Raw genomic sequence first — 26,251 nt, forward strand, 5'->3', positions numbered from 1 at the left:
AATAGGCGCTTATAAGGCGCCTTTAATATAAGGATAAGCCACATTTAGCATAATCGGTTGCGCTTTGGCATTGGGATGGATTTGATCATTCTGAATTAAATTCTTATGCCCAGCCACGCCCTCAAGGAAGAACGGCAAGAGTTTTACTTTATATTGCTGGCTTACAATTTTGTAATTATTTTCAAAAGCCGTGCTATAGGCTGTCCCATAATTCGGTGGTATTTTCATACCAAACAGTAAAACATTGGCTTTCTGTTTTTGGCTCAGCTGTACCAATTGAGCGAGATTCTTTTGAATCATTTGTGGTGGTTGGCCACGTAGGCCATCATTGCCACCAAGCTCAATGACCACGATTTCAGGCTTGTAGGTTTGTAATAACTTCGGAAGTCTTGCCAATGCACCGCTAGTGGTTTCGCCGCTGACACTTGCATTGACCACTTTGTGTTGTTTCGGATACTGTTGGTCTAGGCGTTGTTGTAATAATTGCACCCAACCTTGCTTTACATCGATGCCATAACCTGCGCTCAGGCTATCACCCAAAATTAAAATAGTCTTTGCTGAAACCAGTGTTGGAATTAAGCCAATGGCGATGATTCCAACTGCTTTTGATAGTGACCAGATAACTTTAGATTTTTGCATCGTATTTCAAATTTGTCCTAAAGGATACGTGACATCATGCCACAACCGATTATCTCTGCCCAAAAAGTTACACAAAACATTCAAATCAATCAGCAAAGTCTGAGCATTTTAAAAGACATTGATTTAGACATCTATCAAGGTGAACAGATTGCCATTACTGGCCGTTCGGGCTCAGGGAAATCAACTTTATTAGGTATCCTCGCGACATTGGATCGACCGAGTCTAGGGGAATTATGGGTCTGTGGAGAAGCTGTTCATCAGCTTACTGAAGAACAACGTGCCCGTGTCCGTTTAGAAAATATTGGCTTTGTCTTTCAATCTTTTCAGTTGTTGCCGCAGTTAAGCGCTTTGGAAAATGTGATGTTACCGTTGCGGTTACAACCGGATTTTAATTTCAAGCAGGCAGAACAAAAAGCATTGGCATGGTTGGAACGGGTTGGACTGATTCGACAAGCACAGCAAATGCCGAAAGTGCTTTCAGGTGGAGAGCAGCAACGCGTCGCAATTGCACGAGCTTTGATTGCCGAGCCAAAAATCATTTTTGCAGATGAACCCACAGGGAATCTAGATGGGCAAACTGCGGAAGAGGTTGAGCAACTGTTATTTGATTTAAATAAAGAACTCGGTACAACCTTAGTGCTAGTCACCCATGATCAAAACTTGGCTGCACTTTGCCAACGCCATGTCAAACTGGCTGATGGTCAAATTCAGGAAATCGTCAAGTTGCAGGAGGGGGTATGAGTTCAGTCCTGAAACCTTTATTGCTGCAAAGTTTTCGTACTGGGGGCTTATATCTGCTGATTATCGCATTGTCTTTGGCAATCAGTGCAACCACGGCTCTTAAGTTTAGTAATACTCAAGTACAAAATGCGGTGGCATTACAAGCTGCCGAAATGTTGGGTGGAGATCTGGTTTTATCAGACAAGGACCCCATTCAGCCGAATTGGCTGCAACAGGCAGATGAACTGAAGTTAAAGCATGCTCCTGTGACCGTATTTAGCTCAATGGCACATACCCAAGATCAGTTTGTGATGGTCAATGTCAAAGCCGTAGATGGAAATTTCCCATTGCGTGGCCAACTGCAAATTCAACCCCAAGCACAGGCGATACAGCCTGGGCAAGTCTGGTTAAGTCAAAGGGCAATGGATTTATTACACGCCAAGCTGGGTGAACCACTGGCAATTGCCGATGCTCAGTTTAAGGTGACGGGCATAATCGAGCGTGATTCTAATCAAGAGACTGGATTCTCAGGTTTCTCTCCAACGGTGATTATTCACCAAGCCGATATTGCTAGAACCAACGCAGTTCAAGTTGGAAGTCGTATTGAATATCGACTGCTGCTTGCGGGTGAGCCTGAGCCAATCAAAGCCTATAAAAAGATTTTTAAGCAATCTCAAAAAAATGAACAAGACACTGAACAGCAGGCAGATCAACAACTGGAAGGTGAGCAAAGCTCACTAAAACTCAGAGATGCCAGTCAATCCAATACTCGTTTAATGAAGCCGATTGAAAATCTGGATACCTTCTTGCAGCTGGCCAATCTATTGACCATTTTACTTTGTGGTATTGCGATTGCTTTAACCAGTCAGCGTTATGTCCAACAGAACCAAGATCATATTGCATTGATGCGTTGTTTGGGGGCGAGTAAGCGACAAATTTTATTGGCATATATTGCCTTGCTTGGAATTGTCAGTGCCTTGTCGATTGTGTTGGGAAGTCTGATTGGGATTGCTTTGGGTTATGGTTTACTGCAATTAATGTTGCAACTGATTCCACAACTGCAATTGAGCTTCGCAGTCATCGATCTGCTTTATGCCTTACCGATTGCGATTTTTACCAGTGTGATGGTGTTGATAGGCTTTATTTTGCCAAGCATTTGGGAATTATTAAACACGCCACCAATTCGGGTGATTCGCCAGCAAGAGCGTTCGCGTAAGTCTTATGTGGCAATGTTCGCAATTGGTATTGTCAGCTTGATTCTGTTTAGTTTGGTGCTGAGTGATAACCTACAGTTGAGCTTGTTGGTGCTCAGCGCAATCTTACTGCTTTGCACAATGATGTATGCCGTGATTTGGCTGCTACTCAAAGCGATTAAACAACTGAAACATCCTCTAGCGGCTTATGTTCGTATTCCACATCAAACCGCTTTGCAGATCACTGCACTGGCTTTAGGTCTGAGCTTGATTACGGTATTGAGTGTATTAAGAACAGATCTATTGCAACGCTGGCAACAGCAATTGCCTGTGGGCACCCCGAACCAATTTGTCTATGGTTTGCCACCGTTTGATATGCCTCAGTTTAAGCAACAGATCGAGCAAAATGGTTGGCAATCAACGCCACTATATCCAAATATTCGTGGGCGTTTACTGGCTAAAAATGGACATGCATTTGCACCTGAGTTGGTTAAGCAAAACAATTCATTACGCCGTGAATTAAATCTGACCCAAGCCAGTCTTTATCCTAAAGATAATGTGATTACCCAAGGTGTTGCAAACTTTAGCAAAGCAGGACAAGTCTCTGTAGAGGAAAAAACCGCACATGAGCTTGGCATTCAAATTGGTGATCAACTCAGTTTTAGTTTGCCTGAAGGGACATTAGAAGCAACAGTGGTGAACTTACGTACTGTCGAATGGGAAAGCTTTAGTCCGAATTTTTTCTTCATTTTCTCACCCGAAACGATGGATGAAAACGCGGGCAGTTATTTAGGCAGCTTCTATTTGCCACCTGCTGATCAGCCGAAAATGGTGCAATTGATTCAGCAATTTTCCAATACAGTCTTTATTGATGTCGGACGGATTCTAGATGAAATTAAACGCTTGGTGAATGTGCTGGTACAGATTGTCACGGTGCTGGCTGCCTTAGTCGGCTTCTCTGGCGTATTGGTACTGATTGCATGTTTAAATGTGCTGATGGATGAGCGTCGTAAAGAAGTTGCGTTGCTACGTTCATTTGGCGTTGCCAAGAATAAGTTAAAACGGATGCTCAGTCTTGAGATTGGTTTTATTGGGTTATTGTCAGGTGTGGTGGCGTGTTTGTTTGCAGAAGTGATAAGTGCGATTGCCAGTCACAGGATGCAAATGGCCGTGCAATGGCATCCTGAAATTTGGTTGATTTTACCGTTGAGTATGATGATCATTTGTACTTTAATCGGTCGTTATCGCCTGAGCTATTTATGCGATATTCCACCCTTACAAAGCCTAAGAGAAATGAATCAGTCTTAAAATGTTGACTGATTCTGGCGCAGGATTTCATGCCATAAAGGATTGAGTCCTGTGCTTAACACTGTGCAATACCAATAAAATGCAGCAAGTAGCAGCAGCCCAAGACTTAAAGCAATGATCTGGAATAGGCCTTTATTTTGCATTTTTTGACTGAAATACCATGTCGCAGCTAATAAAGCTCCCATGATCATACCGCCGATATGAGCAGCATTATTAATGCCTGAAACGGTAAAACCAAAGACAAGGTTAATTCCCATAATCATCAGCAATGATTTTTTATCTAGCCAAAAACGCTGTTGTGGCAAAGGCGGAAATAAGGAGACGACAGTCAACGCGGCACCAATGCCCATCACTGCGCCTGAGGCCCCAGCACTGATGTGTGGAAGCAGTTTAGGATCAAACTGCTGCAATAGTTCATAACCATCACGAATACTTAAATAGCTTGAAAGTACACTTCCCATTAAGCCAGCTAGAAAATACAGACCAATATAGTAGCTTCGTCCAAATAGTTGTTCAGCAACACTGCCAAAGATATACAGGGCCCACATGTTGAGCATTAAATGAATCATGCCAAAGTGGAAAAACATGCTGCTGAATAAACGTTCAGGTTCACCTGTGAAGGTGAGTGGGGTAAAATCTGCACCCCAAGTGATTGCATCTACTGGGGCAGGGTCGGTAATATTCACACCTGAAAGAATTTGCCAGCCAAATAATCCGACATTGACTGCAATCAGTAGCGCAGTAAACCACCATGTTTGTATTTGCAATTTTTGATTGATTTGTGGTGGAGTCGTTTCAGTCATGTGTTTACGCTAGTTATTGATATAAAAAATAGCTTAGCATGAATTTGTTGCACGATGGAGTGATGCACTTTAATGAAAGCCTTTTTAGCACGCGCAGTAATGTTGATTATCGGTGTCATTCTACTGATTCAGTTATGGATCTTTGGTAGTTTGGTCTGGTGGCGTACCCATCCGGTTGAAACGACAATGTTTATGCGTGCAGACTATTTGACAGACTTCAAACCAATCAAACAGGAATGGCGCGATTACGATGAAATTAGTGATAATTTCAAACGTGCAATATTAGCGGGTGAAGATGCCAAGTTTATCCATCATCATGGTTTTGACTGGGCGGGAATTCAATTTGCATTAGAGCGTAATAGTGAAAAAGGGGAACTGGTTGCAGGCGGCTCCACGGTTTCACAACAACTCGCAAAAAATCTCTTTCTTTATAATCAGCGTTCGTTTATCCGTAAGGGCCAAGAAGCAATTGCCACATGGATGATGGAGCGGATGTGGTCAAAACGCCGTATTTTAGAAGTGTATATGAACTCGGTTGAATTTGGTCAGAACATCTATGGTGTTGAGGCGGCTGCACAATTCTATTATGGCAAAAGTTCAAAAAGTTTAAGCCGAGAGCAAGCAGCGTTCTTGGCGGCATTACTGCCAAATCCAAAGTATTATCAAGACAATCGCAATGATCGCAAGCTGCAATTCCGTAAACGTGTCATCTTGAAATATATGAATGCGATACAAATTCCAGAATAATTAAATAAATTTTAAAAAAGCCCAATATTTTTGGGCTTTTTTACCAAATTGACATAATTTTGCAGCATACTTAAATCATCACTTGATGAATGATAATGCGACAAGGTTCGGTATGAATACTGCAGTGACGACAACAGCGCCCATAGAATATAGTTACAACGACCGTTATATTAATCGTGAACTTTCGATTCTCGATTTCCATCTTCGTGTACTTGAACAGGCCGTCGATCCACTTCACCCACTTTTAGAACGGATGAATTTCCTTCTGATTTTTTCACGTAACTTAGATGAATTCTTTGAAATTCGTGTTGCAGGGGTAATGGAGCAACTGACCTTAGGCAATGAAAGCCGTACGCCTGATGGATTAACACCTAAACAAGTTTTAGATCAAATTTCAAAAACAACACATGCTGCGATTGAACGCCAATACCGAATTTTAAATGAACAAATTTTGCCTAAGTTGCGTGAAGAAGATATTTGCTTCTTGCGTCGTGGTGAATTAACACCTGCACAATCGGCATGGATTAAGAAATATTTCCAAGAACAAGTTGCACCTGTACTGACTCCGATCAGCCTTGATCCAGCACATCCATTTCCGCGCTTAGTCAACAAAAGTTTAAACTTTATTGTGACGCTGGAAGGGAAGGATGCGTTTGGCCGTCAGATTGATTTGGCAGTTGTCCCAGCACCGCGCTCATTACCTCGTGTAGTACGTTTACCAGATGAACTTACCGATGGTAAAGAACATCATGTAATGTTGTCTGCGATCATTCATGAACATGTCTCTGATTTGTTCCCCGGCATGACCGCAACTGGCTGTTACCAGTTCCGTGTCACGCGTAATGCCGACTTAGCGCTGAATGAAGATGTAGAAGATCTTGCTAAAGCTTTAAAAGGTGAGTTGAGTTCGCGCCGTTTTGGTCGTGCAGTACGTTTGGAAGTGACACATAACTGTCCAAAGCATATTTATGAATACTTGCTAGATGAGTTTGATCTGAACGAAGAGCAACTCTATCGCGTTGATGGGCCTGTGAACTTGGCGCGTTTATTGTCGAACTTTAAGCGTCCGCATTTACGTTATGACTCACATACCCCTGTGATTCCAAAAGCATTTAAAAAGTCGGAAAGTATTTTTGCTGCGATGCAGAAGCAGGACATTTTATTGCATCATCCATTTGAATCATTTGCTCCTGTGATTCAGTTGTTACGTGAAGCTGCACGTGACCCGCAAGTGCTGGCAATTAAGCAAACCCTGTACCGTAGTGGTGCCGATTCAGAAATCGTACAAGTGCTTGCCGAAGCAGCGCGAAATGGTAAAGAAGTTACCGCAGTCATCGAATTACGTGCTCGTTTTGATGAAGAATCGAATATTGAAGTGGCCAACGTTTTGCAAGAAGCGGGTGCTGTAGTGGTTTATGGCATCGTGGGTTATAAAACTCATGCCAAAATGATTCTGGTAGTGCGTCGCGAAAATAATAAATTGGTGCGTTATGTACATTTGGGGACGGGTAACTATCATGCCACCAATGCACGTATCTATACTGATTATGGTTTGATGACCACAGACAAAGACCTGTGTGAAGACGTACATCGTATTTTCCAAGAATTAACCGGTATGGGGAAAATGGCGAAGCCGAAAAAGCTACTGCATGCGCCATTCACTTTGCACGCTCAACTGATTAATTATATTGATGATGAAATTGCCAATGCCAAAGAAGGTAGACCAGCGCAAATTATCATTAAAGTGAATGCTTTAACTGAAGTTCAGTTAATCAATAAATTGTATGAAGCATCGCAAGCCGGTGTACAGGTTGACCTGATTATTCGTTCAATTTGCTGCTTACGTCCGGGCTTGCCGAATCTGTCGGAAAATATCCGTGTTCGTTCGATTGTCGGGCGTTTCTTGGAACATACCCGCGTTTATTATTTTAGTAATAACGGTAATCCACGTATTTATGGTTCAAGTGCAGACTGGATGGATCGCAATTTATTTAATCGTGTAGAAGCATGTTTCCCTATTGAAGACCCTATATTGAAGAAGCGTATCTATCAACTCGGTTTATTGAATTATCTCAAAGATAATCAGCAAGCATGGTTGTTACAGGGCGATGGGGTTTGGGATCGTGCACGACCTGCGGACGGTGAAGAGCCACACAATGCACAGCATACTTTGCTTGATGCAATTAAATAAAAATGCCTAAGTGTTCCAACAAGGCAACAGGACTTGTTGGAACATATTTAAATTAAATCGGAAGAGATGCTTTTATCGCGGTTTTTCCAACCTTAGAGTAAATAATTAAAGTTCCGCCTAAACGTTCTAAACGTGTTTGCATACTTCTCAGGCCGACACTCATGCCCGCAGTTTGGACCGCTTCAACATTAAATCCAATTCCGTTGTCCTCAATCTCTAAAATTAATTTTGCATCATTTGAAAAAGACAAGATAAAGCGCACTGAATTTGCTTGGCTATGTTTTAAAATATTGGTTAAAGCTTCTTCTGCGACTCGTAGTAAAGTCAAACAAATGAGCGGACTTGGCTGGATTTGCCAAGACTCGGGAAAAGACCATTTTGATGCAATATCAAGTTCATCAAATAACTGACTAAAGCGATAACGAAGTGGAGCTCCCCATAATATTGGGCTGTCAGGCACTTTTGCTCCAGTACTTGAGCCGCTATCAATCACCTGACGTAAGTCATCTCGTAATAACTTTAACATTGATAAAAATTGTTGATTGCTCAGATTCACTTGACTCTGATCGACAGTCACCATTGAACGAACCAGAGAACCACCTAATCCATCGTGTAAATCATGTGCAAGTTGTAAACGTTCTTGTAGCTTGGCATTGTCTAATTCGAGTTGATGCTGGGTGTTGAGTGAAACAGCCAATTCATCCCTTGCTTCAACAATATTCTGTGCCAAGGTTTGATTAAATTTTTCAATTTTCTTCACATTTTTGGCAAGCCTTAAAGCAAGAATAATCGCAATAAATAAGGTCATTAAAGGCGCTGTATAAGCAACAGCCGTTGCTCTGGTCGAGGACTTGCTAAGAATCAGATACGCGTCATGCAGTACAATAAATAAGAAGAAAACAAAAACACTCGCCAATAAATAGGCTTCGATTTGTCTTACTTTATAAGCAATAAAAGGGAACGAAATACAGTTGGCGATATTAATAAAAACAGCGCAGATAAAGGTGAGTAGTAAAAACCATGTTAAGGCTGTATCTGGGAGTAAAAGAGCGGATAGAGCTACAACAATAAAGCCAATCAAAAAGATTCTTTCGATATGGGGAAAACGTTGATGCGCAAAACGCCATGCATATAAACAACCACAAATTGCATGCATAAAAATCATGACGATATTGATGCGTGCAATTTGTAAGGTATTTAAGCCAAAAGGGGGATTGATGATGGCAATATTGCTCATAATAATCACCCAGCAGAAGGAGGTTAGAGCAAACCAACCAAAAGCTTTTTCCTGTCGACGAAAGAGCCAGACCAGAAAAGCAATCAGGCCCAAGATCAGTGAGAAAGAAAGATTAAAAAAATTTAAAACGCGTTGTTCATATTTGAACGTTTCATATTGAGGAATTGCGATTTCTGGTGTCGCTAAAATGACATGTCCCAAGCCTGGGTCTTGGGTTGCGACGCCAACGACCCGTATCCATAAAATGTTCGAACCTTGTTTTAAGGTCGAGGGCAGTAAATCCCAGTAGCGTGGCATATTCCAACTACGAGAAAGTGGTTCCACTAGCGATTTATCTTGCCATAGGCGCTCATCATTTAGATAAATCTCTCCTGCCATGTTAATACTATTAATCACTAAGGTAATCGGTTCGTATTGATGCGGTGGACAATGATAGTCCCAAGCAATTTTATACCATGCACTGCCGGTATAGTCAGGCCAACGTTGATGCCAATGATCAGGCAAAGTTATCTTTTGCCAGTCGGTTTGAGGACGTTGTGTCTGACTTTCTTGGTTTGCTTTTGCAATCTGTATTGAGGTGATTTGAGCTGTACAGCTTGAGTGGCTATTTGCAATAGATGGCAATGAATTTGCCAGCACTACTTGTGCAAAGCAAAGCGACCAGCACAGTATGAGGTACTTTATAAAAGACCTAATGAGCGTGCCGTATTGATGGCTTTGGAGCGACTGCCCACTGAAAGTTTTCGATAAATATGTTTGATGTGACATTCGATTGTATATTTTGATAAATGAAGAAAATCAGCGATTTCTCGATTACTCATTCCTTGAGAAACCAGTTTTAAAATTTCAAATTCTCGCGCTGAAAGTAAATGATTTTGTTCTACGGCTACAATATCTTTTGTTGTCGGTTCAAATGAAATTTTAGACAGAATTTGTTGGGCTATAAATGGATCTATGGGCGCACCGCCTCTTAATATACTACGAATTGATAAGGTGATTTCAAAATCATCTCGCTCTTTTAACAGATAGCCCGTTGCACCCATTTGGATTGCTTTTAAAATCGTTTCTTGGGTACTCCAGGCCGAAATAACCAGAACCGGCGAGCTTTCGTCGACCTGTCTTAGGCTCTCGATAAAATCAATACCATTACCATCGGGCAATCCGAGATCAACCAATGCAAATGAAATTGGGCTTTGTTGAAGTATCTCTTTCGCTTGATAGAGGCTTTGCGCAAAAATGAGAGCCTCTTGTGTATAACCAATGTCCAGCAAGATTCTTTTTAGCCGCTGTTGCATGATTGCATCATCTTCCAGAATAAATACGGGCACGGGTAAAGTGAGTTCATTCTGAGACACAAAAATCATCCTTAACCATTATTGTTTTCACTTGTCATCATAGGGGGGATTTGATTTTTTGACTATCACTGAAATTAGGTATTGTATGATCTTTTTTTGCAATATTTTTAGGTTTCTTTTTTCTATTCTATTACTGACCTGTAGATCATATATATTATTTTAACTATTATTTTAATTTTAAATATTATATGGCTATTAATGATTTTATTATTAAATAAATCTAATTAAAAAATATTTTTTAAAATACCAGTTTTCAGTGATATTTGGATTTATTTTAATATGATTTTATATGGTTTCAATAAAACTTATTTGAATAAATGGAGAAAAACCATGTCAGTTAAACATCTAGATAAATTATATTTACGTTCATTATTAACAGATTTTTGGAAAAAAGAATTAAATACCAATAAAGATCCAGCCAACGGTAAGTGGTATGAAAAGGGGGCACAAAATGATGGCGGACTATATGGGGATGTGAGTGATGCTGATGATGTTGAAATCATTTTTCATCAAGATCAGGCAAAACTTGAAAAAAATCAGGTTACGATTATCCATAGCGATTTTGACAACTCTAAAAGTAACATTGGCACTGAGTTTTCAACAGAGTTATCGGATACTTGTACTTTGGCAAAAACCCATACGACAACAAAGAGCCATACAATCAAGTTTGGTCTTGGCTATGAAGTAAAAGCAAAAGTTGGAATTGTTTTTGTGGATGTAGAAGAGACGATAAAAGTTAATTTTGAATATCAGTATGCGACTTCAAAAACAGAGTCTACAACGGAATCTAGCTCTCAAACCATCAAGCAAACAATTAAATGCATTGTACCCGCAGGAAAGATTTACAGAGCTTCTTTGGTCTGTACTAAACAGCGATTATTAATACCATTCACTGCTTTAATTGCTTTTAAGGGTACAACAGGGACTTGGTTCGAAAGCCGGGTGGATAACCATTATCATTGGATCTCTTCTATTGGACATGCCTTTCAACAAATTAATGCAAAAAAATTAGCTGGAAATGATAGTGAAAGATTTACCGTACGTGGTATCGAAGATAAAGGAATGATGGATAATTCTCAGCAATTCGATTTTAAAATTATTATTTCGGATATTACTAATCTCGTTAATTTGGGGAATGTTGAGAAATTAATAGAAAAAGAGGAAAACTTTGTAGAGCTTGTTGAGCTAGCTTAATTTAATAGTTTTTAAGATGCTCACACATGTGGGCATTTTTTGGGATTTTTAGAATTAAAAAATATTATTAAGATGATTTAAATTAATAGCTTACTTATTTTAAAAATGTGACGATTTCATCGAAATACCAGTTTTCAGTGATATACAGGCTTTAGTGTAATGTTTTGTAATTGTACCGATTGATTAAAAAAATATAGGTACGGATATGAATCACATTTTTAAAAAAATTTGGAATAAATCACTGGGGCGCATGGTTGTTGTATCTGAAAATACCAGAAGTGCTGGTAAGACAGATAATACCATTGGGGCGGTAAGCATTTCGGATACTGTTACAACGGATACGATGATATATCGGGGATTTGGTCTGCAAACGCTAGTTTTAAGCATTGCTATGGTGACAGGAAGTAATGTTTGGGCTGAGGTCTGTGATGTAAACGGTAGTGGTGGAACTGGAGGAAGTACGGCACCGTCTGGGGCTTTCGCATGTGGTATAAATAATACGATATCGAGCTCATCTGTGGCTTCTAACGCTATTGGATTGGGAAACTTTGTAAGTGGCGCAGGCTATAATTCTGCTCTGGGTAGTAACAACACTGTTTCTTCTGAGGGAGCCGTCTCGGTAGGATTTTTAAACTCAAGTGTTGGACCAGGTTCTACTGCCATTGGAACAGCAACGAATGCTTTAAATCCTCAACATTATCGATCACTCGTAGATAATATACAAAATGGCGTATTGGTGAGTGTAAATGATATTGCTGTAACAGCCACTGGGGCATCTAGATCGACGATCACACATATTAACGGTCAGGCTGTTAGTGCTGCTGAAAGGGATCGTTTTTTTATAAATTTGGAAATTGGTGGAAATATAGCTGTAGGCCGATTTAGCAGTGCAGTAGGTGTAAAAAACCTCACTTTGGGAGAGTCTAGTGCTGCGGTAGGCTTTAATAATAATGCGACTAAATTGAATAGTAGCGTTTTTGGTACCAATAGCCAAGCTATAGCTGATGGTGCAACCGCTATCGGTAATAATTCTCTAGCCAATGAAGCCAATACAGTATCAGTAGGGCGTAGTGGTGCAGAAAAACGTATCACCAATGTCGCTGCCGCAAGCAAAGGAACGGATGCCGTTAATCTAGGGCAGGTGCAAAGCCTGTTTTCGGCTATTGGAGTATCGGATAACTATGCCCATAACAGGAGTCCAGCGTGAGCGTTGTTTTACAAATACACTTAGAGAAGGAGGGTCTTGTTGCCAACCAACCGCGTAGGGTACCCATTTAATCCGTCTTTGCCCGAGGAAAATTCTAAAGCTCATCTCGGTATCATCTACCAAAGATTTTTCATCAAAACCACCTAGCGTTTCTAGAGCATCGCGCCAGATTACATAATTTGTGCCCATTAAGGTTGACAGTTCAAAACGCTGCCAACGGCCACCTTGGAAAATCCATTGGAAGAAAATAAATTCAATTGCGATAAAACGAGTCAAAATACTGTCACGCCAGTTACGGGTACGGACTTTACCGTTTACAGCCACTAATTTTTTATCCGCCAGTAAGGTTTGGGCTAATAGACGTACGCAGTCTGGTTCAGGTGTACTATCCGCGTCATAGACGACGATCAATTCTCCTGTGGCATGCGGTAAACCGTTATTGAGAGTACGTGACTTACCTTTCCCTCCCATCCCTTTCGGTACATTAACAATTTTAATGCAAGGATAAATGGCAGCCATGCGCTCCGCAATTTCTAGCGTATTGTCTTTCGAACCATCATTAATCAGCAGCACTTCATAAGCATGCGCAGGGTAGTCCTGTTGTGCAATCGCATGTAAAGTATCTTCGATGACCACACCTTCGTTATAGGCTGGAATCAAGACACTTAAAACAGGCCACTGTTCTGGAACAGGCAGATTTTCTAGCTCTTTGGCAGCATTTTTAGAATATTTCCATGCCTGGAAACTTAACCAAGCCCAAAATGCTTGAGGAATCCAAATGCCTAAAAAGCCAAATAAGAAAAGAATATCAATTGCGGGCATTTATTCTTCTCCTTCGAATGATAGAAATAATCAAGATCAGGAGTAATCCACCGCCAAGTAATAACGAAATCCAGGAAATAGAACTCCCAAATGTACTGAGTAAACTCGGATAATGTGCTGAGTAGATGTAGTCGAGTGGAATAACCACTGTACTTAACCCAATCAAAATATAGCCAAATAAACTGGTTTCAACTCCATCCGTACTGCTGCTAAATTGTGTGCGATTCAGATCCCATGAGATCCCCAGTTTTGGATACTCAATGGTATTTACGGGCATTCCACGTGGTGGGTTAATTACCACTTGATAACCTGAGCTTTGTGAGGGATCGGTAATGGCTTGATAAAAATAGTGCTGATGATGTTGAATTTTGCGCGCTGGAATACGTAATTCATCGGGGAGGTCTGATTGAATAATATAACTACCAGCGGGTTGAGCAATCAGGTTTTCATCCCAACCGGTTTCAATCAGTGCCGCTAAGGGACGTAGGCCAATCGCAGTTGAGAAAGTTGCTTTAGCTGCAAAATACTTTGCATGAGCCATTTGATAGAAGGCAACAGGAATAGCACCCTCATTCACCGCTTTTTTTATTTTATAATATTTAACTGCGCTAAAATATTCATTGGGTAAAATCACACCGGGTTTGATACCTTGTTCAATCAATTGTTTAAAGCTTTCGGAGTCCAACTGATCAGATGTAAACACAGGCCACCATGTCGCAGGCTGAGGAAAGAGTTCAGCAACTGTTTGAGGTGTTTGAATTTGAGTACTTAGATCCGTTTTTGCTGTTTCGATCTGACAGTGGTAGTACTGCTGATAAAATTGCTGCAAGGTTGTATCTGGGAAATGGCTGGTTGCAACAATTACTCCACAAATATTAAGTAAGACAGACATCAGCGCACCTCTCGATCGGAAGGTGTTAAGTATTCAGTATGTTGTTCAATATGTAGTTTGAGTACTGTTAGTTCCTGAAGGTCTTGAATAAAGCATGGATAGATTTGATTTTGGTCACTACTGGGATCGTGAATGACAATACTTTTAATTTCACTGAGTTCTTCGTTAATGAAGTGGTAAATTACGCTATCTCGCTCAGTGGATAAGATGGACATAATTTTATTTTGGGTTTCTTTCCAAATATCTTCTCCCAGCATTTCACGAATCAGTATGGTGTTATTAATACGGGTACTGATGATTCGATAGTGGTCTTTATGCGTGAGCTGAAGCAGCTTTTTGAGTTCGCCTTGGAAATGTTTCAATGCTGTGAGTGGCAAAATATCGTGTTGATAATTACGATCATAACTCTGAATGTCACGGAAGCTTTTTAGCGCATTTTGAATATTATGACGTATCGCACTTAAAAAGATTGGTGTAATTGGTAGCACAAACAATAACAGCAGTTGACGTTCGACATAAGTTTGATTGGCAAGGTCAAGGAAAAAATAGACAGCAACACCAACAAATGTGACAAGTCCGAGAGCTAACGCCATACCAACATTTAAAAAAGCCCCTGAAATTAACAAAATAAGTAAAAACACCCAGCTTCCGCGATAACTTGCTGGCAGCCACTCGTACGCAACGATGCCCATAAAAATTTGAGCTGAGATAATCCATAAGACGAGTGCTGGAGCCGGATTTTTTTGCATAATAATTTTAGTTTTAATAAATGTCTTTTGTGAAGAAGTTAGCATTATTTTACAGTTTTGACGACAGTTTTTCTGTTGTTAGCTTTGTAAAATAATTTTATAAACAGTAACATACAGTATAGTCTGTATTTCAAAATAATAAAAAGTATCCTATTTTAGAAGTTTATTTAATTTATGTAAGCTGAGTTAGGTTGTTTTAAACGCTTCTATGGCGCGTAGACGACTGGCCTTTAAATCAACCATTGGCTTAGGATAATCCAGTATTAAGGCCTGATTTTTTGCATAAGGTTCATGAATCATTTTGTTATCAAGATGGGCAAGTTCTGGAATCCATTTACGGATATATTCTCCTTCAGGATCAAACTTTTGTGATTGAGTCGTCGGATTAAACACACGGAAATAAGGAACAGCATCCGTGCCTGTAGATGCGCACCATTGCCATCCGCCATTATTGGCAGCCAAGTCACCATCAATTAGATGCTGCATAAACCATTGTTCACCTTTACGCCAGTCGATGAGTAGGTTCTTGCTTAAGAACATGGCACAGATCATACGCACGCGATTATGCATCCAACCAGTGGCTAACATTTGCCGCATACCTGCATCAATAATGGGAATACCTGTTTGCCCTTGCTGCCATTTTGCTAGAGCAGCTGGATCATCTTGCCAACAGATCTTTTGGGTGTGAGATTGAAAGGGGTGATGCTTGGAGACTTTGGGGAAATCAAACAAGATATGTTGATAAAATTCACGCCAAAGCAGTTCATCTAGCCATGTTTGTTGGCCTTCGGACTGAATCTCAAAATGTCCGTGTTGCTGTCTAAACAGGGCTTGCAGGCATTGACGAATCGAAATAATCCCAATATTTAAATAGGCAGAAAGCTGGCTGGTGCCAGATAGTGCAGGTAAGTCCCGTGTTGTTTTATAGCCAGTTAAGCGTTCATCAATAAATTGATCTAAGAGCATGAATGCATGTGCTTCTCCAACTTGCCATTCGCTAAAGTTGGTATCTTGGATTTGTTTTATATAGTCCCGTTGTAATGTTTGAATCTCATCTTGGTGAAAGGATGATATATCCAGCGACAGTGGTTGCTGCTCCGTTGGGGAGGGATAACATTGGGGTAAACCATGCTGTAAACGTTGATAGCAGGTTTTCTTAAATGCACCAAAAACCTGATACGGAGAGTTAGATTGATTGCGGATAGAGGCAACAGGAAATAAAGTTCGATCATGGAAAAGGATCAATTCTTTTTTATGCTGATTGAGTTGTTGCTGTACAGTCTGATCCCGTTTGAGTTCATTGCTGCCAAGTTCGATATTGGCATATATATTTTCAATATTAAGTTTTTGAATTAAAAGTGAAAAAAAGTCAGGGATATCTTGCCAAAATGGAATTGTTTGAACCAGTAGGGGAATATTCAGGTCTGCAAGTTGCTGTTTGAGTTGTTGTAATTGACGTAGATAAAATTCGATTTTAATCGCTGCATCGTCGTGTTGTTGCCACTGCGCAGGGGACAAAACTATAAGTGCAATTGTGGGGCCTGCTTGAGTCGCATGCCAAAGCGCTGCATGATCATGGATTCTTAAATCTTGGCGAAACCAAATCAGTTGATAGGTCTGAGACATAGCTGTGGATTGTAATCGAAAGTTGGATAACGTTAAGCGATTTTCCGATTTTGGAAAAGTACTTGGCAATAAAAAAGCAAAGCCGAAGCTTTGCTTTTTCTATCTAATTCAAAAATGAATTAGTGGTGGTGACCACCTGCACCATGAACGTGACCATGATCTAATTCTTCTTGAGAAGCATCACGGATTTCAACGATTTCTACTTCAAAAGTAAGATCTTGGCCAGCAAGCGGGAAGTTCGCATCAACGATGATGTTGTCACCTTCAATCGCTTTAACAGTCACGATTTGAACGCCATCATCAGTTTGAGCTTGGAATTGCATACCAGGTTGGATGTTATCCACACCTTGGAACATTTGAGCTGGAACTTCTTGAACGAGGTCTGGGTTGTATTCGCCATAACCTTCAGCAGCTGGAACGTTTACAGTGAATTTTTCGCCTACAGTTTTACCTGTAAGTGCATTTTCTAAACCAGGAATGATGTTGCCTGCGCCGTGCAAATATGCAAGTGGTTCACCTTGAGATTGATCAAGTGTTTCACCCTCAGCGTTTGTTAAAGTGTAGTGGAATGAAACCACGTGGTTAAGTGCAATAGCAGTCATGTTTTGAATCCATGTCATCAATAGTTTTAGCTGTATATCATAAAGTGAAAAATAGATTTTGTTGACTATTTTCCACTTTTTGAAACGATTTAGTTAAATATTGAGACGAAATATCAAATTTCAACTCAATACAGCTTAATTTTTGGACGTACACGACGTGTTAGAAAATCCTTCATGGTGAGCATCCCTGCTTGGGTATAACCATGAATATTGGCTTGATGCAGTCGATATAACGATACATACATGGTTTTTGCAATAAAGCCTTGTACGCTGACATCGCCTAACAATTCGCCTACAGCTTGGTTGTGGCTTAATGACACCAGAGATCCTTTCTCATTAAAGCTAAACATCGGCTGTGGAGAACCCGACAAACGTGCTGCCATTGCATCGACCAAGAATGTTGCTTGCTGACTTGCTACTTGTGCACGTGGACCTAGAGGCGGCTGACGCGCATCTAATTGACAGTTGGCGCAATCACCAAAGGCAAATACATTTGGGTCAGAATAAGTCTGTAGTGTTGCATACACCATTAAACGATTAATCTTGTCACGTTTAAAATCAGTAAATGATTCTAGAACTTTCGGTGCTTTGACGCCTGCTGCCCAAACCGTAATATCTGAGTGCAAGACACTCCCATTACTAAAATAGACATTTGATTCATCGACTTTTTGCACTTTATGTTGGGTCAGAATTTCAATACCCATTTTCTTGAGTTGCTTGGCACTATGCGCAGCCGTTTTTTCAGTCAGTGCAGGGAGAATGCGATCAGAGGCTTCAATTAGGGTAATTTTGACCTGCTTAGGATCGATTTTCTTTAAACCATAGCGATAAAAGTTTTTCGTGGTTTCAATCAGTTCAGCTGCTAGTTCGACACCTGTTGCGCCAGCCCCAACAATACCAATATTTAAAGCACGTTCAGTTGGCTGGTTTTGTGCTTCGATATACAGATGAAACAAATCTTGTTGGAAGATGTCCGCTTGTTGACGGCTATCAAGGAAATGACAATGTTCGCGGACACCTTCTGTGCCAAAGTCATTCGATACAGAACCTACCGCCAGAACAAGTGTATCGTAGCTGAGGTTCTGGGTGAGTGGAGTGTGTTCTTTAGAAAGCTGTGGGGGAGAAAGCGTAATTTGTTTTTGATCTTTGTCGACATCGATTAAGGTTCCAAGCACGAACTCAAAATGATGTTTTTCTGCGTGAGCAAAATAATTGGTTTGTTCTTCGTGAGGATTAAGTGAGCCTGCTGCGATTTCGTGAAGGAGAGGTTTCCATATGTGAGTGAGGTTTTGATCAACTAGGGTAATTCGGGCTTTCTTGCGTCGACCAAAACGTTCTCCTAGTTGTGTCGCAAGCTCTAAACCACCTGCGCCACCGCCTACAATCACGATATGATGTAAGGTTTTACTCATGATTAACCTAATTTTTTTTGTGAAAGGATGGCTGGATTATGCCATCCTTTTTTTTATATTGTATTGGTAATCTTGATAGAAATAGTAGGTTTTTTTTAACCTTGGTTTAAAGGGTAAAGTTTTGGGTTTTTAGTGTCATTTGTTGAGAAAAAACTGAACAAATTAGAAAACCAGATCATAATTTTCTGAAAAATATTGGCTTCTTCAATCTGCACATCATTCTCAATCTGTAAGCTACGTATCAATTGATTGTTTTGATAGATTGATACCGTTGCCAAATTCATGACTTGAGTCAAAGGGGCAGTTAAATGCTGTTCATTCAGCTCAATATTGATATGTGTATTTGTGGTTTGAAGCGGTTCAACGGTAGTGACTTGCTGGTTGGCATCTGTCAAATGAATACGTTGGGTGAGTAAGTCAAAAGTATTTAAATCAATCGGTGTGGTTTGACCATATAAAGAAGTGGTCACAATGGTCGGTTGCTGTGTTTCTACTTTAAACATTTTCAAGGTCGATTTAATTACAGGAAGTTCTGCAATCAATCTTTGCTTTGGAATTATTTCTTCATCGCGGGTATAGGTATAGGCCAAGTTCATTAACTTATGTGCCACTTCAGCACGTTTTACTGCGCTAGGTGTACCTAATACCACAACAATCAAACGACGCTTTTCAACATGAGGGTTAAAAGTCGGACGCTCTGCTGTTAATGCAAGATTATAACCTGCTGCTTTGGTATAACCCGTTTTTAGACCATCTGCTGTTGGATCCATTTTTAATGCAAGATTAGTGGCGTGATGGAAACGTTGGTTATAACTAAAACTTGGCATTTTTGAATAATATAAATATTCAGGCGTTTCTTTCACGATCGCTTTTGCAAGTAAGCTTAAATCTGCAGCTGTTGAATAATGATCGGTCATAGTGATTCCAGCAGGATTGCTGAAATGTGTATCTTTCATGCCCAATGCTTGTGCTTCTTGGTTCATACGAGCAACGAACTGCGGCACACTGCCTGAAATTTTTTCAGCAAGGGTGACGGCCGCATCATTGGCAGACATCACAATTAAACCTGCCAAAAGCTGATCCACAGAAATCTGTTCGCCAGCTTTCAGGTACATCTGTGACTCATCCCACATCACTGTACTGACCACAGGTGTAGCTGTCAGCACTTCTTCTTTACGTAATTTACCCGCTTCGATCTCTTTTAGCGCGATATAAGCCACCATCATTTTGGTTAAAGAAGCTGGCGCACGTTGAACGTGACTATTGTGTTCAGCAATGATTTGCCCTGATTGAGCATCAATCACCGACCATGCTTGTGCTTCAACTGTTTCAGGCGCGATGTTCAGTAAATTTGCATGCGCAAGGTTTGCACAGACGAGACTAAATAACGTAAAGAGGGAGAGGAGAAATTTCACGTGAATACCTTGTATTGCCGATCCGATGGCCTTAAATGTGAGAGGAGAATGCTATGACTTTTTTGTTGAAGAATCCAGCAACTTTTGCTGACAATTACGACATCTACGCATGACTTTGTAAAAAAATGCTAAGCTGTGTGAAATTGTTCCTATTTTCATGATTAAAAATTATGTTGCACTACCAAATTGAGTTCGACGATTATCGCCAGCACCTGATTCATGTCACACTTCGTTTTCTTGCAAATCCCAATCAAGAACTTTGGCTACCGACTTGGATTCCCGGCAGTTATTTGATTCGAGAATTTTCAAAACATATTGAATCGGTTAAAGCGTCTGATGAAGCAGGGCGTTTGTTAAGCATTAAAAAAACAGAAAAAAATCGTTGGCGTTTATTCAATACCGATCACGAACTGATTACGGTTGAATACGATGTCTATGCCTATGATTTGTCTGTACGTGGCGCCTATGTCGATCAAACACGGTTATATGTTAATCCTGCATGTGTTTGTTTAGGACTGATAGATCAAGAACAAGCAGCATGTGAGCTTGAACTGTTTCTACCTGATGAATTAAAACATTTTCAAATTGCAACGGGTTTGCCATCAAAAAGCTTAGTGAAGGGGCGTTTCACCTTAAAAGCGGAAAACTATGACCAATTGATTGATAGTCCATTTGAGTTGGCAGATCAAAGTCGTTTTAGTTTTGAAGCCAACGGTATTCCGCATGAGTTTGTAATCTCTGGGAAACACATCACCAACTTGTCGCGTTTAGAGGCAGACATTCAAAAGATCTGCCAAACTGAAATCAATATGTTTGGTTCAGCACCATTTCAAAACTATACCTTTATGACCATGGCCACAGGCAATAGTTATGGTGGCTTGGAGCACTGCAACAGTACCAGCTTAATTACACCACGTGATGATTTACCGAAGGTAGATGAAACAGAAGAACCTTCTAAAGATTATCAACGCTTCTTAGGTCTTTGTAGCCATGAGTATTTTCATTCATGGTTAGTGAAATTTATTCGTCCTGAAAATTTTGCCAATTATGATTTGCATAAAGAAGCCTATACCAGCTTACTGTGGATTTTTGAAGGTTTTACGTCTTATTACGATGATTTGATTTTATTGCGTAGTGGTGTGATTTCGCAGAAGTCTTATTTAGAGCTACTAAAAGCGCAAATTGATCGTTATTTACAAAATCCAGGACGCTTAATTCAATCTGTTTCTGAGTCTAGTTTTGATGCATGGATTAAGTTCTATCGTCAGGATGAAAACTCCAATAATGCAGGAACAAGCTACTATAACAAGGGCAGTTTAGTGGCGCTTTGTCTAGACTTAGGTTTGCGCTTACGTGGTTCAAACTTAGATGCATTGATGCGCCGTTTGTATGAAAATACCCAAAATGGCGTTCAGGTCAATGATCGGACTATTTTTGAATTATGTAATGAACTGACAGGTGATAACTGGATCGAGCAAATCAATCATTTGATTAATACCACGGATGAATTACCACTTGATCAACTATTTCCTGAATTTGGCTTAAGTTATAGCATCAAAGATGAGAAGGCTTTGCCTTTTGGCTTAAAAGTGGCTGATAAAGCAGAAGGTGTAGTGGTGCAACAGCTGCGCCGTGACAGTGCTGCAGCTCAAGCGGGCTTGTCGGCGAATGATGTCATTATTGCGATTGATGGTATTAAGGCATCAGAAAAACTTTTAGCCAAATATGCGAAGCAAAAAGGCAACTTTACAGTTTATGCATTCCGTCGCGATGAGTTGTTACAACTGCAACTACAAGCGGGTGAAAACTCACTGACAACAGTTGAGCTCAAAGTTGAAGATCAAAATAAGTTGGATCTTTGGTTAAGATAATCATGATCTAAATAGAAAAAGGAAGAGCTGAGTCTCTTCCTTTTTTATTCAAGTATTTTAATACGCATGGTTGTTGGTAATGAGACAATAGTATTTATTTTTGTTTTGTCACCAAGCGTGAAATCCCTCTAAATTCGGCAATAATTTCATTGTGCTGATTAGAGATCGTAATATCATAAATTTCAGATCGTCCACTCGGTGCCTTAAAGATTGCCGTGGCAGTTAAAGTATCGCCAATTTTTCCGGGTTTGATATAACTAATATTGCAATGCTGTCCAACCGCAGATTGTTCACTATTTCAGGCAATCGCAAATGCGCTGTCAGCAATCGCGAAAATAATTGCACCGTGGCAGGTTCCATGACCTTGGGTATGATTTTCTTTCACTGTTAAAGAGACTGAGGCTGAACGATGACCTGAGACTGTTAGTTTTGCACCGATCATTTGCATCACAGCATCTTGTTGAAATAAGTCATTCATATTGGCAAGATCCATCTTTGTATTTGATATGATTTTTAATATAAATTAAATTTAATGAATCATAAATACTGTTTTTATAAATGATAGATAAGATCTGACAAAAACAAATTTTTGATGCCCAAGCTGATCAGCAGTAGTTTTGGCTTAGCTGATCTGTAGGCAATTATGCAAGTTCAGCCGAAGCCGAAATCGATTTGAAGGGGTGGCGTTTAAATTGATCTTACCACTAAAGAATTAACGTAATCTTCATCAAGCTCTGTCAAAATAAGGATCATGCTTAAACAATATGCATATTTGTTTGCTAAATGATCAACTCAGTGCATTCATTTAAAGTTGACAGTGGTTTGTATTTGAAAAGACATGACTTGGCCTCATATATACATACCAGAATGCTACTATTATATCATTTTGTAGTATTTTTTATCGAAATGTCGTTATCACAGGATATTGCGTTGACTAGCATGTGATGAACACTGATACTCTCAAGTTTGTTCAAGCAAATCGGTTCTAGGAGCTGGGCCACAAGCGCAGTTTTCCATAACTCAATCCAACACAAGGGGCTATATATGGCTGGTGGAAAGTCAAAAATCATTTACACACTGACTGATGAGGCGCCTTTATTAGCGACTTATTCATTACTACCGATCATTGAGACCTTTACAAAACCTGCTGGCATTGAGATTGTTAAAAGTGACATCTCAGTTGCGGTTCGTGTGCTCGCAGAATTTTCAGATTACCTCAAAGATGAGCAAAAGGTAAACAATAACCTTGCGGAGTTAGGTCGTCTTACGCAAGATCCAGATACCAATATCATTAAACTTCCGAACATCAGTGCTTCTGTTGCTCAGTTGGTATCATGTATTAAAGAGCTCCAGTCGAAGGGCTATGCAATTCCTGATTATCCAGAAAACCCAACTACTGAAGAAGAAAAAGAGATCAAGGCGCGTTATGGTAAATGCCTTGGTTCAGCTGTAAACCCAGTATTGCGTGAAGGTAACTCTGACCGTCGTGCACCAGCTGCGGTAAAAAATTATGCGAAAAAACACCCGCATTCAATGAGCGAGTGGAAGCAGTGGTCACAGACTCACGTTTCTCACATGGATGAAGGTGACTTCTACCATGGCGAAAAATCAATGACTTTAGACCGTGCGCGTAATGTGAAAATGGAACTCATCACTAAGTCTGGTGAAACCATTGTGCTTAAGCCAAAAGTTGCACTTCAAGATGGCGAAATCATTGACTCAATGTTTATGAGCAAAAAAGCATTGTGTGACTTCTACGAGAAAGAACTCGAAGACTGTCGTGAAGCGGGCATTTTGTTCTCATTACACGTGAAAGCAACCATGATGAAAGTGTCACACCCGATCGTATTCGGTCACTGTGTGAAAATTTACTACAAGGATGCTTTTGAAAAACACGGTAAATTGTTTGATGAACTCGGTATTAACGTAAACAACGGTATGGCTGGTCTTTATGAAAAGATCGCAACTTTACCGACATCTTTACGTGAAGAAATCATTGAAGATTTACATGCTTGCCAAGAACACCGTCCTGCGCTTGCAATGGTTGATTCGGCAAAAGGCATCACTAACTTCCATTCACCAAATGACGTCATTGTAGATGCTTCTATGCCTGCAATGATTCGTGGTGGCGGTAAAATGTGGGGTGCTGACGGCAAACCTTACGACTGTAAAGCTGTGATGCCTGAATCAACTTTCGCACGTATCTACCAAGAAATGATCAATTTCTGTAAGTGGAACGGTAACTTCGATCCACGTACGATGGGTACTGTGCCTAACGTTGGTTTGATGGCACAAAAAGCAGAAGAATACGGTTCACACGACAAAACTTTTGAAATTTCAGAAGCGGGTATTGCCAACATTACTGATTTAGACACGGGTGAAGTGTTGATGTCACAAAATGTGGAAGAAGGCGATATCTGGCGTATGTGTCAGGTGAAAGATGCACCAATTCGTGACTGGGTGAAACTTGCAGTAACACGTGCACGTAACTCTGGTATGCCGGCGATCTTCTGGCTTGACCCATACCGTCCACACGAAAATGAATTGATCAAAAAAGTTGAAAAATACTTGAAAGATCATGACACCGCAGGTCTTGATATCCAAATCATGTCACAAGTACGTGCAATGCGTTATACGCTTGAGCGTGTAGCGCGTGGTTTAGATACCATTTCTGTAACGGGTAACATTTTACGTGATTACTTAACTGACTTGTTCCCGATTATGGAATTGGGTACTTCAGCGAAAATGTTGTCGATCGTGCCGTTAATGGCTGGCGGTGGCATGTACGAAACAGGTGCGGGTGGTTCAGCACCTAAACATGTTCAGCAGCTAGTTGAAGAAAACCACTTACGTTGGGATTCACTCGGTGAGTTCCTTGCGTTAGCAGTGTCTTTGGAAGAGCTTGGTATCAAAGAAAGTAATGACCGTGCGAAATTACTTGCCAAGACACTTGATCAAGCGACAGGAAAATTGTTGGATAACGACAAATCTCCATCACGTCGTACAGGTGAGTTAGATAACCGTGGCAGCCACTTCTATTTAGCATTGTACTGGGCAGAAGCATTAGCAGCTCAAGACGAAGATGCTGAGTTAAAAGCGAAATTTGCTCCGCTTGCAAAATCACTTGCTGAAAACGAACAGAAGATTGTTGCTGAGCTTGCTCAAGTCCAAGGTCAAGCTGCTGATATCGGTGGTTACTATGCAATTGATCCAGCGAAAGTAAATGCAGTAATGCGTCCAAGCGCAACGTTTAATACGACACTTGCGTCACTTTAATTGTTGATATATCACCGACAATATTGTCGGTGATATAAAAAAAGCCGATGTGAAAGCATCGGCTTTTTTATGAGCTAAATTTAGATTTTAACGACCATTACGGCTACGTCCACGTGGTGCTTTTGTATTTGGGCGCGTTGTACCATTGGTCTTACGACGTGGTTTGTCTGCATCTTCAGTTTGCCAAATACGGGTTGTACCGCCGCCAGCTTTCTTCTTACCTTTAAATGGTTTTTCGCCTTTTTCTTCGCGTGCTTTATCTTTGGCACGAGAAAAATGCGGTTTATTATTTGATTTTTTCGCGAATGAACGACCTTCATAAGGCTTATCAGCTGGAACGTCTTTAAAGTCTGGATAAAGTAAAGGTTCGATTTCGAGTTGCTCACCTGGCTGTAAACCCAGTTTAACGAGATCGATGCTACCAATTTGAGTACGAATCAGACGTAAAGTTGGGAAACCCACAGCAGCAGTCATACGACGTACTTGACGATTACGACCTTCGCAGATTTGTAGTTCGATCCAAGTCGTTGGAATATTGGCACGATAACGTACTGGTGGGTTACGCTCCCATAACCATTCTGGTTGATCAACTTTACGTGCTTTGGCAGGTAAAGTCATACCATCTGCAAGTTCAACACCCTTTTGCAGTTTTTCAATTGCTTCTTCTGTGACATCACCATCAACTTGAGCAAGATAAGTTTTATATTTCTTATTATCAGGATGGGTGATGAATTGATTTAAACCACCATGATCAGTAAGAAACATTAAACCTTCAGAGTCTAAATCTAGACGTCCTGCAATACGAAGTTCAGGATCTTTAATAAAACTTGAAACTGTTAAATGTTTTTCATCTTCGCGAAACTGTGACAAAACGTCAAAAGGTTTGTTAAATACGACTACTTTCATATGGATATACTACTTTGGCTACGGGCGGCATCATAACAATAAAGGTTTCTATTTAATGGGAAAATGTTGTTATTTCCCGTATAAAT

At 40.4% G+C, this 26,251-nt stretch carries 19 protein-coding genes and 2 pseudogenes; 8 read left to right on the forward strand and 13 right to left on the reverse strand.

What is annotated here, in order from left to right; translation table 11 throughout:
• Positions 1-9: 9 nt before the first annotated feature.
• Positions 10-639, reverse strand: a complete 630-nt coding sequence (locus tag F896_RS14390) for an arylesterase (RefSeq protein ID WP_016162902.1) — start codon at positions 637-639, stop codon at positions 10-12.
• A gap of 36 nt (positions 640-675) precedes the next feature.
• Between F896_RS14390 and F896_RS14385 the strand changes: the two genes are divergently transcribed.
• On the forward strand, positions 676-1,380 hold the full coding sequence (locus F896_RS14385; RefSeq protein WP_016162903.1) for an ABC transporter ATP-binding protein: 705 nt from the start codon (positions 676-678) through the stop codon (positions 1,378-1,380).
• A complete protein-coding gene (locus F896_RS14380; RefSeq protein WP_016162904.1) occupies positions 1,377-3,860 on the forward strand; it encodes an ABC transporter permease in 2,484 nt (827 codons plus the stop codon). Before F896_RS14385 ends, F896_RS14380 begins: the two co-directional genes overlap by 4 nt.
• Here F896_RS14380 and F896_RS14375 read toward each other — a convergent pair.
• Positions 3,857-4,663, reverse strand: a complete 807-nt coding sequence (locus tag F896_RS14375) for a rhomboid family intramembrane serine protease (RefSeq protein ID WP_016162905.1) — start codon at positions 4,661-4,663, stop codon at positions 3,857-3,859. The genes F896_RS14380 and F896_RS14375 overlap by 4 nt on opposite strands.
• 72 nt (positions 4,664-4,735) lie before the next feature.
• On the opposite strand from F896_RS14375, the gene mtgA reads away from it, so the two are divergent.
• Positions 4,736-5,410 (forward strand): monofunctional biosynthetic peptidoglycan transglycosylase, encoded by a 675-nt coding sequence (gene mtgA, locus F896_RS14370; protein ID WP_016162906.1) that lies wholly within the window; start codon positions 4,736-4,738, stop codon positions 5,408-5,410.
• Positions 5,411-5,522: 112 nt separating this feature from the next.
• A complete protein-coding gene (ppk1, locus tag F896_RS14365) occupies positions 5,523-7,601 on the forward strand; it encodes a polyphosphate kinase 1 (RefSeq protein WP_016162907.1) in 2,079 nt (692 codons plus the stop codon).
• A 52-nt stretch (positions 7,602-7,653) separates the two neighbouring features.
• Here ppk1 and F896_RS14360 read toward each other — a convergent pair whose 3' ends face one another.
• Both F896_RS14360 and F896_RS14355 read right to left on the reverse strand, forming a co-directional pair.
• On the reverse strand, positions 7,654-9,405 hold the full coding sequence (locus tag F896_RS14360) for a sensor histidine kinase (RefSeq protein WP_032882084.1): 1,752 nt from the start codon (positions 9,403-9,405) through the stop codon (positions 7,654-7,656).
• Positions 9,406-9,518: 113 nt separating this feature from the next.
• Entirely contained in the window at positions 9,519-10,202 is a 684-nt protein-coding gene (locus F896_RS14355) for a response regulator transcription factor (protein WP_032882051.1), read from the reverse strand.
• Positions 10,203-10,523: 321 nt separating this feature from the next.
• On the opposite strand from F896_RS14355, the gene F896_RS14350 reads away from it, so the two are divergent.
• Positions 10,524-11,387 carry an ETX/MTX2 family pore-forming toxin gene (locus F896_RS14350; protein WP_016162910.1) on the forward strand — a complete coding sequence of 288 codons (864 nt, stop codon included), beginning with the start codon at positions 10,524-10,526 and terminating at the stop codon, positions 11,385-11,387.
• Between the two features lie 205 nt (positions 11,388-11,592).
• Positions 11,593-12,594, forward strand: a complete 1,002-nt coding sequence (locus tag F896_RS14345) for an ESPR-type extended signal peptide-containing protein (RefSeq protein ID WP_016162911.1) — start codon at positions 11,593-11,595, stop codon at positions 12,592-12,594.
• Here F896_RS14345 and F896_RS14340 read toward each other — a convergent pair.
• The 7 genes and pseudogenes from F896_RS14340 to F896_RS14310 all read right to left on the reverse strand — a co-directional run.
• Positions 12,583-13,416, reverse strand: a pseudogene (locus F896_RS14340) (glycosyltransferase family 2 protein); the annotation flags it as partial. The gene F896_RS14345 and the pseudogene F896_RS14340 sit on opposite strands and share 12 nt — an antisense overlap.
• On the reverse strand, positions 13,403-14,308 hold the full coding sequence (locus F896_RS14335) for a hypothetical protein (RefSeq protein ID WP_016162913.1): 906 nt from the start codon (positions 14,306-14,308) through the stop codon (positions 13,403-13,405). The gene F896_RS14335 and the pseudogene F896_RS14340, both read right to left, overlap by 14 nt.
• Positions 14,308-15,057, reverse strand: a complete 750-nt coding sequence (locus F896_RS14330) for a membrane protein (protein WP_032882086.1) — start codon at positions 15,055-15,057, stop codon at positions 14,308-14,310. The genes F896_RS14335 and F896_RS14330 overlap by 1 nt, the downstream gene beginning before the upstream one ends.
• 186 nt (positions 15,058-15,243) lie before the next feature.
• Positions 15,244-16,683, reverse strand: coding sequence for a cryptochrome/photolyase family protein (locus F896_RS14325; RefSeq protein WP_016162915.1), 1,440 nt, complete (start codon positions 16,681-16,683; stop codon positions 15,244-15,246).
• Positions 16,684-16,802: 119 nt separating this feature from the next.
• Positions 16,803-17,285 carry an FKBP-type peptidyl-prolyl cis-trans isomerase gene (locus F896_RS14320; RefSeq protein WP_004801387.1) on the reverse strand — a complete coding sequence of 161 codons (483 nt, stop codon included), beginning with the start codon at positions 17,283-17,285 and terminating at the stop codon, positions 16,803-16,805.
• Between the two features lie 125 nt (positions 17,286-17,410).
• The gene (locus tag F896_RS14315; protein WP_016162916.1) at positions 17,411-18,697 is read right to left on the reverse strand and encodes an NAD(P)/FAD-dependent oxidoreductase; all 1,287 of its coding nucleotides are present in this window, start codon (positions 18,695-18,697) and stop codon (positions 17,411-17,413) included.
• A gap of 95 nt (positions 18,698-18,792) precedes the next feature.
• A complete protein-coding gene (locus F896_RS14310) occupies positions 18,793-20,112 on the reverse strand; it encodes a D-alanyl-D-alanine carboxypeptidase PBP6B (RefSeq protein ID WP_016162917.1) in 1,320 nt (439 codons plus the stop codon).
• Positions 20,113-20,282: 170 nt separating this feature from the next.
• Here F896_RS14310 and F896_RS14305 point away from each other — a divergent pair, with 170 nt between their 5' ends.
• The gene (locus F896_RS14305) at positions 20,283-21,983 is read left to right on the forward strand and encodes a M61 family metallopeptidase (protein ID WP_016162918.1); all 1,701 of its coding nucleotides are present in this window, start codon (positions 20,283-20,285) and stop codon (positions 21,981-21,983) included.
• A 94-nt stretch (positions 21,984-22,077) separates the two neighbouring features.
• Here F896_RS14305 and F896_RS0119655 read toward each other — a convergent pair.
• Positions 22,078-22,461 (reverse strand): annotated as a pseudogene (locus F896_RS0119655) (hotdog fold thioesterase).
• 566 nt (positions 22,462-23,027) lie between these two features.
• Between F896_RS0119655 and F896_RS14300 the strand changes: the two are divergent.
• Positions 23,028-25,259: an NADP-dependent isocitrate dehydrogenase gene (locus tag F896_RS14300; RefSeq protein WP_016162920.1), complete on the forward strand. Its 2,232-nt coding sequence runs from the start codon at positions 23,028-23,030 to the stop codon at positions 25,257-25,259.
• 87 nt (positions 25,260-25,346) lie between these two features.
• Here F896_RS14300 and F896_RS14295 read toward each other — a convergent pair whose 3' ends face one another.
• Complete coding sequence (locus tag F896_RS14295) at positions 25,347-26,165, reverse strand: rRNA large subunit pseudouridine synthase E (RefSeq protein ID WP_016162921.1); 819 nt, start codon at positions 26,163-26,165, stop codon at positions 25,347-25,349.
• Positions 26,166-26,251: the final 86 nt, after the last annotated feature.

It is taken from the genome of Acinetobacter genomosp. 15BJ, from assembly GCF_000400715.1.
Classification (GTDB): Bacteria; Pseudomonadota; Gammaproteobacteria; order Pseudomonadales; family Moraxellaceae; genus Acinetobacter.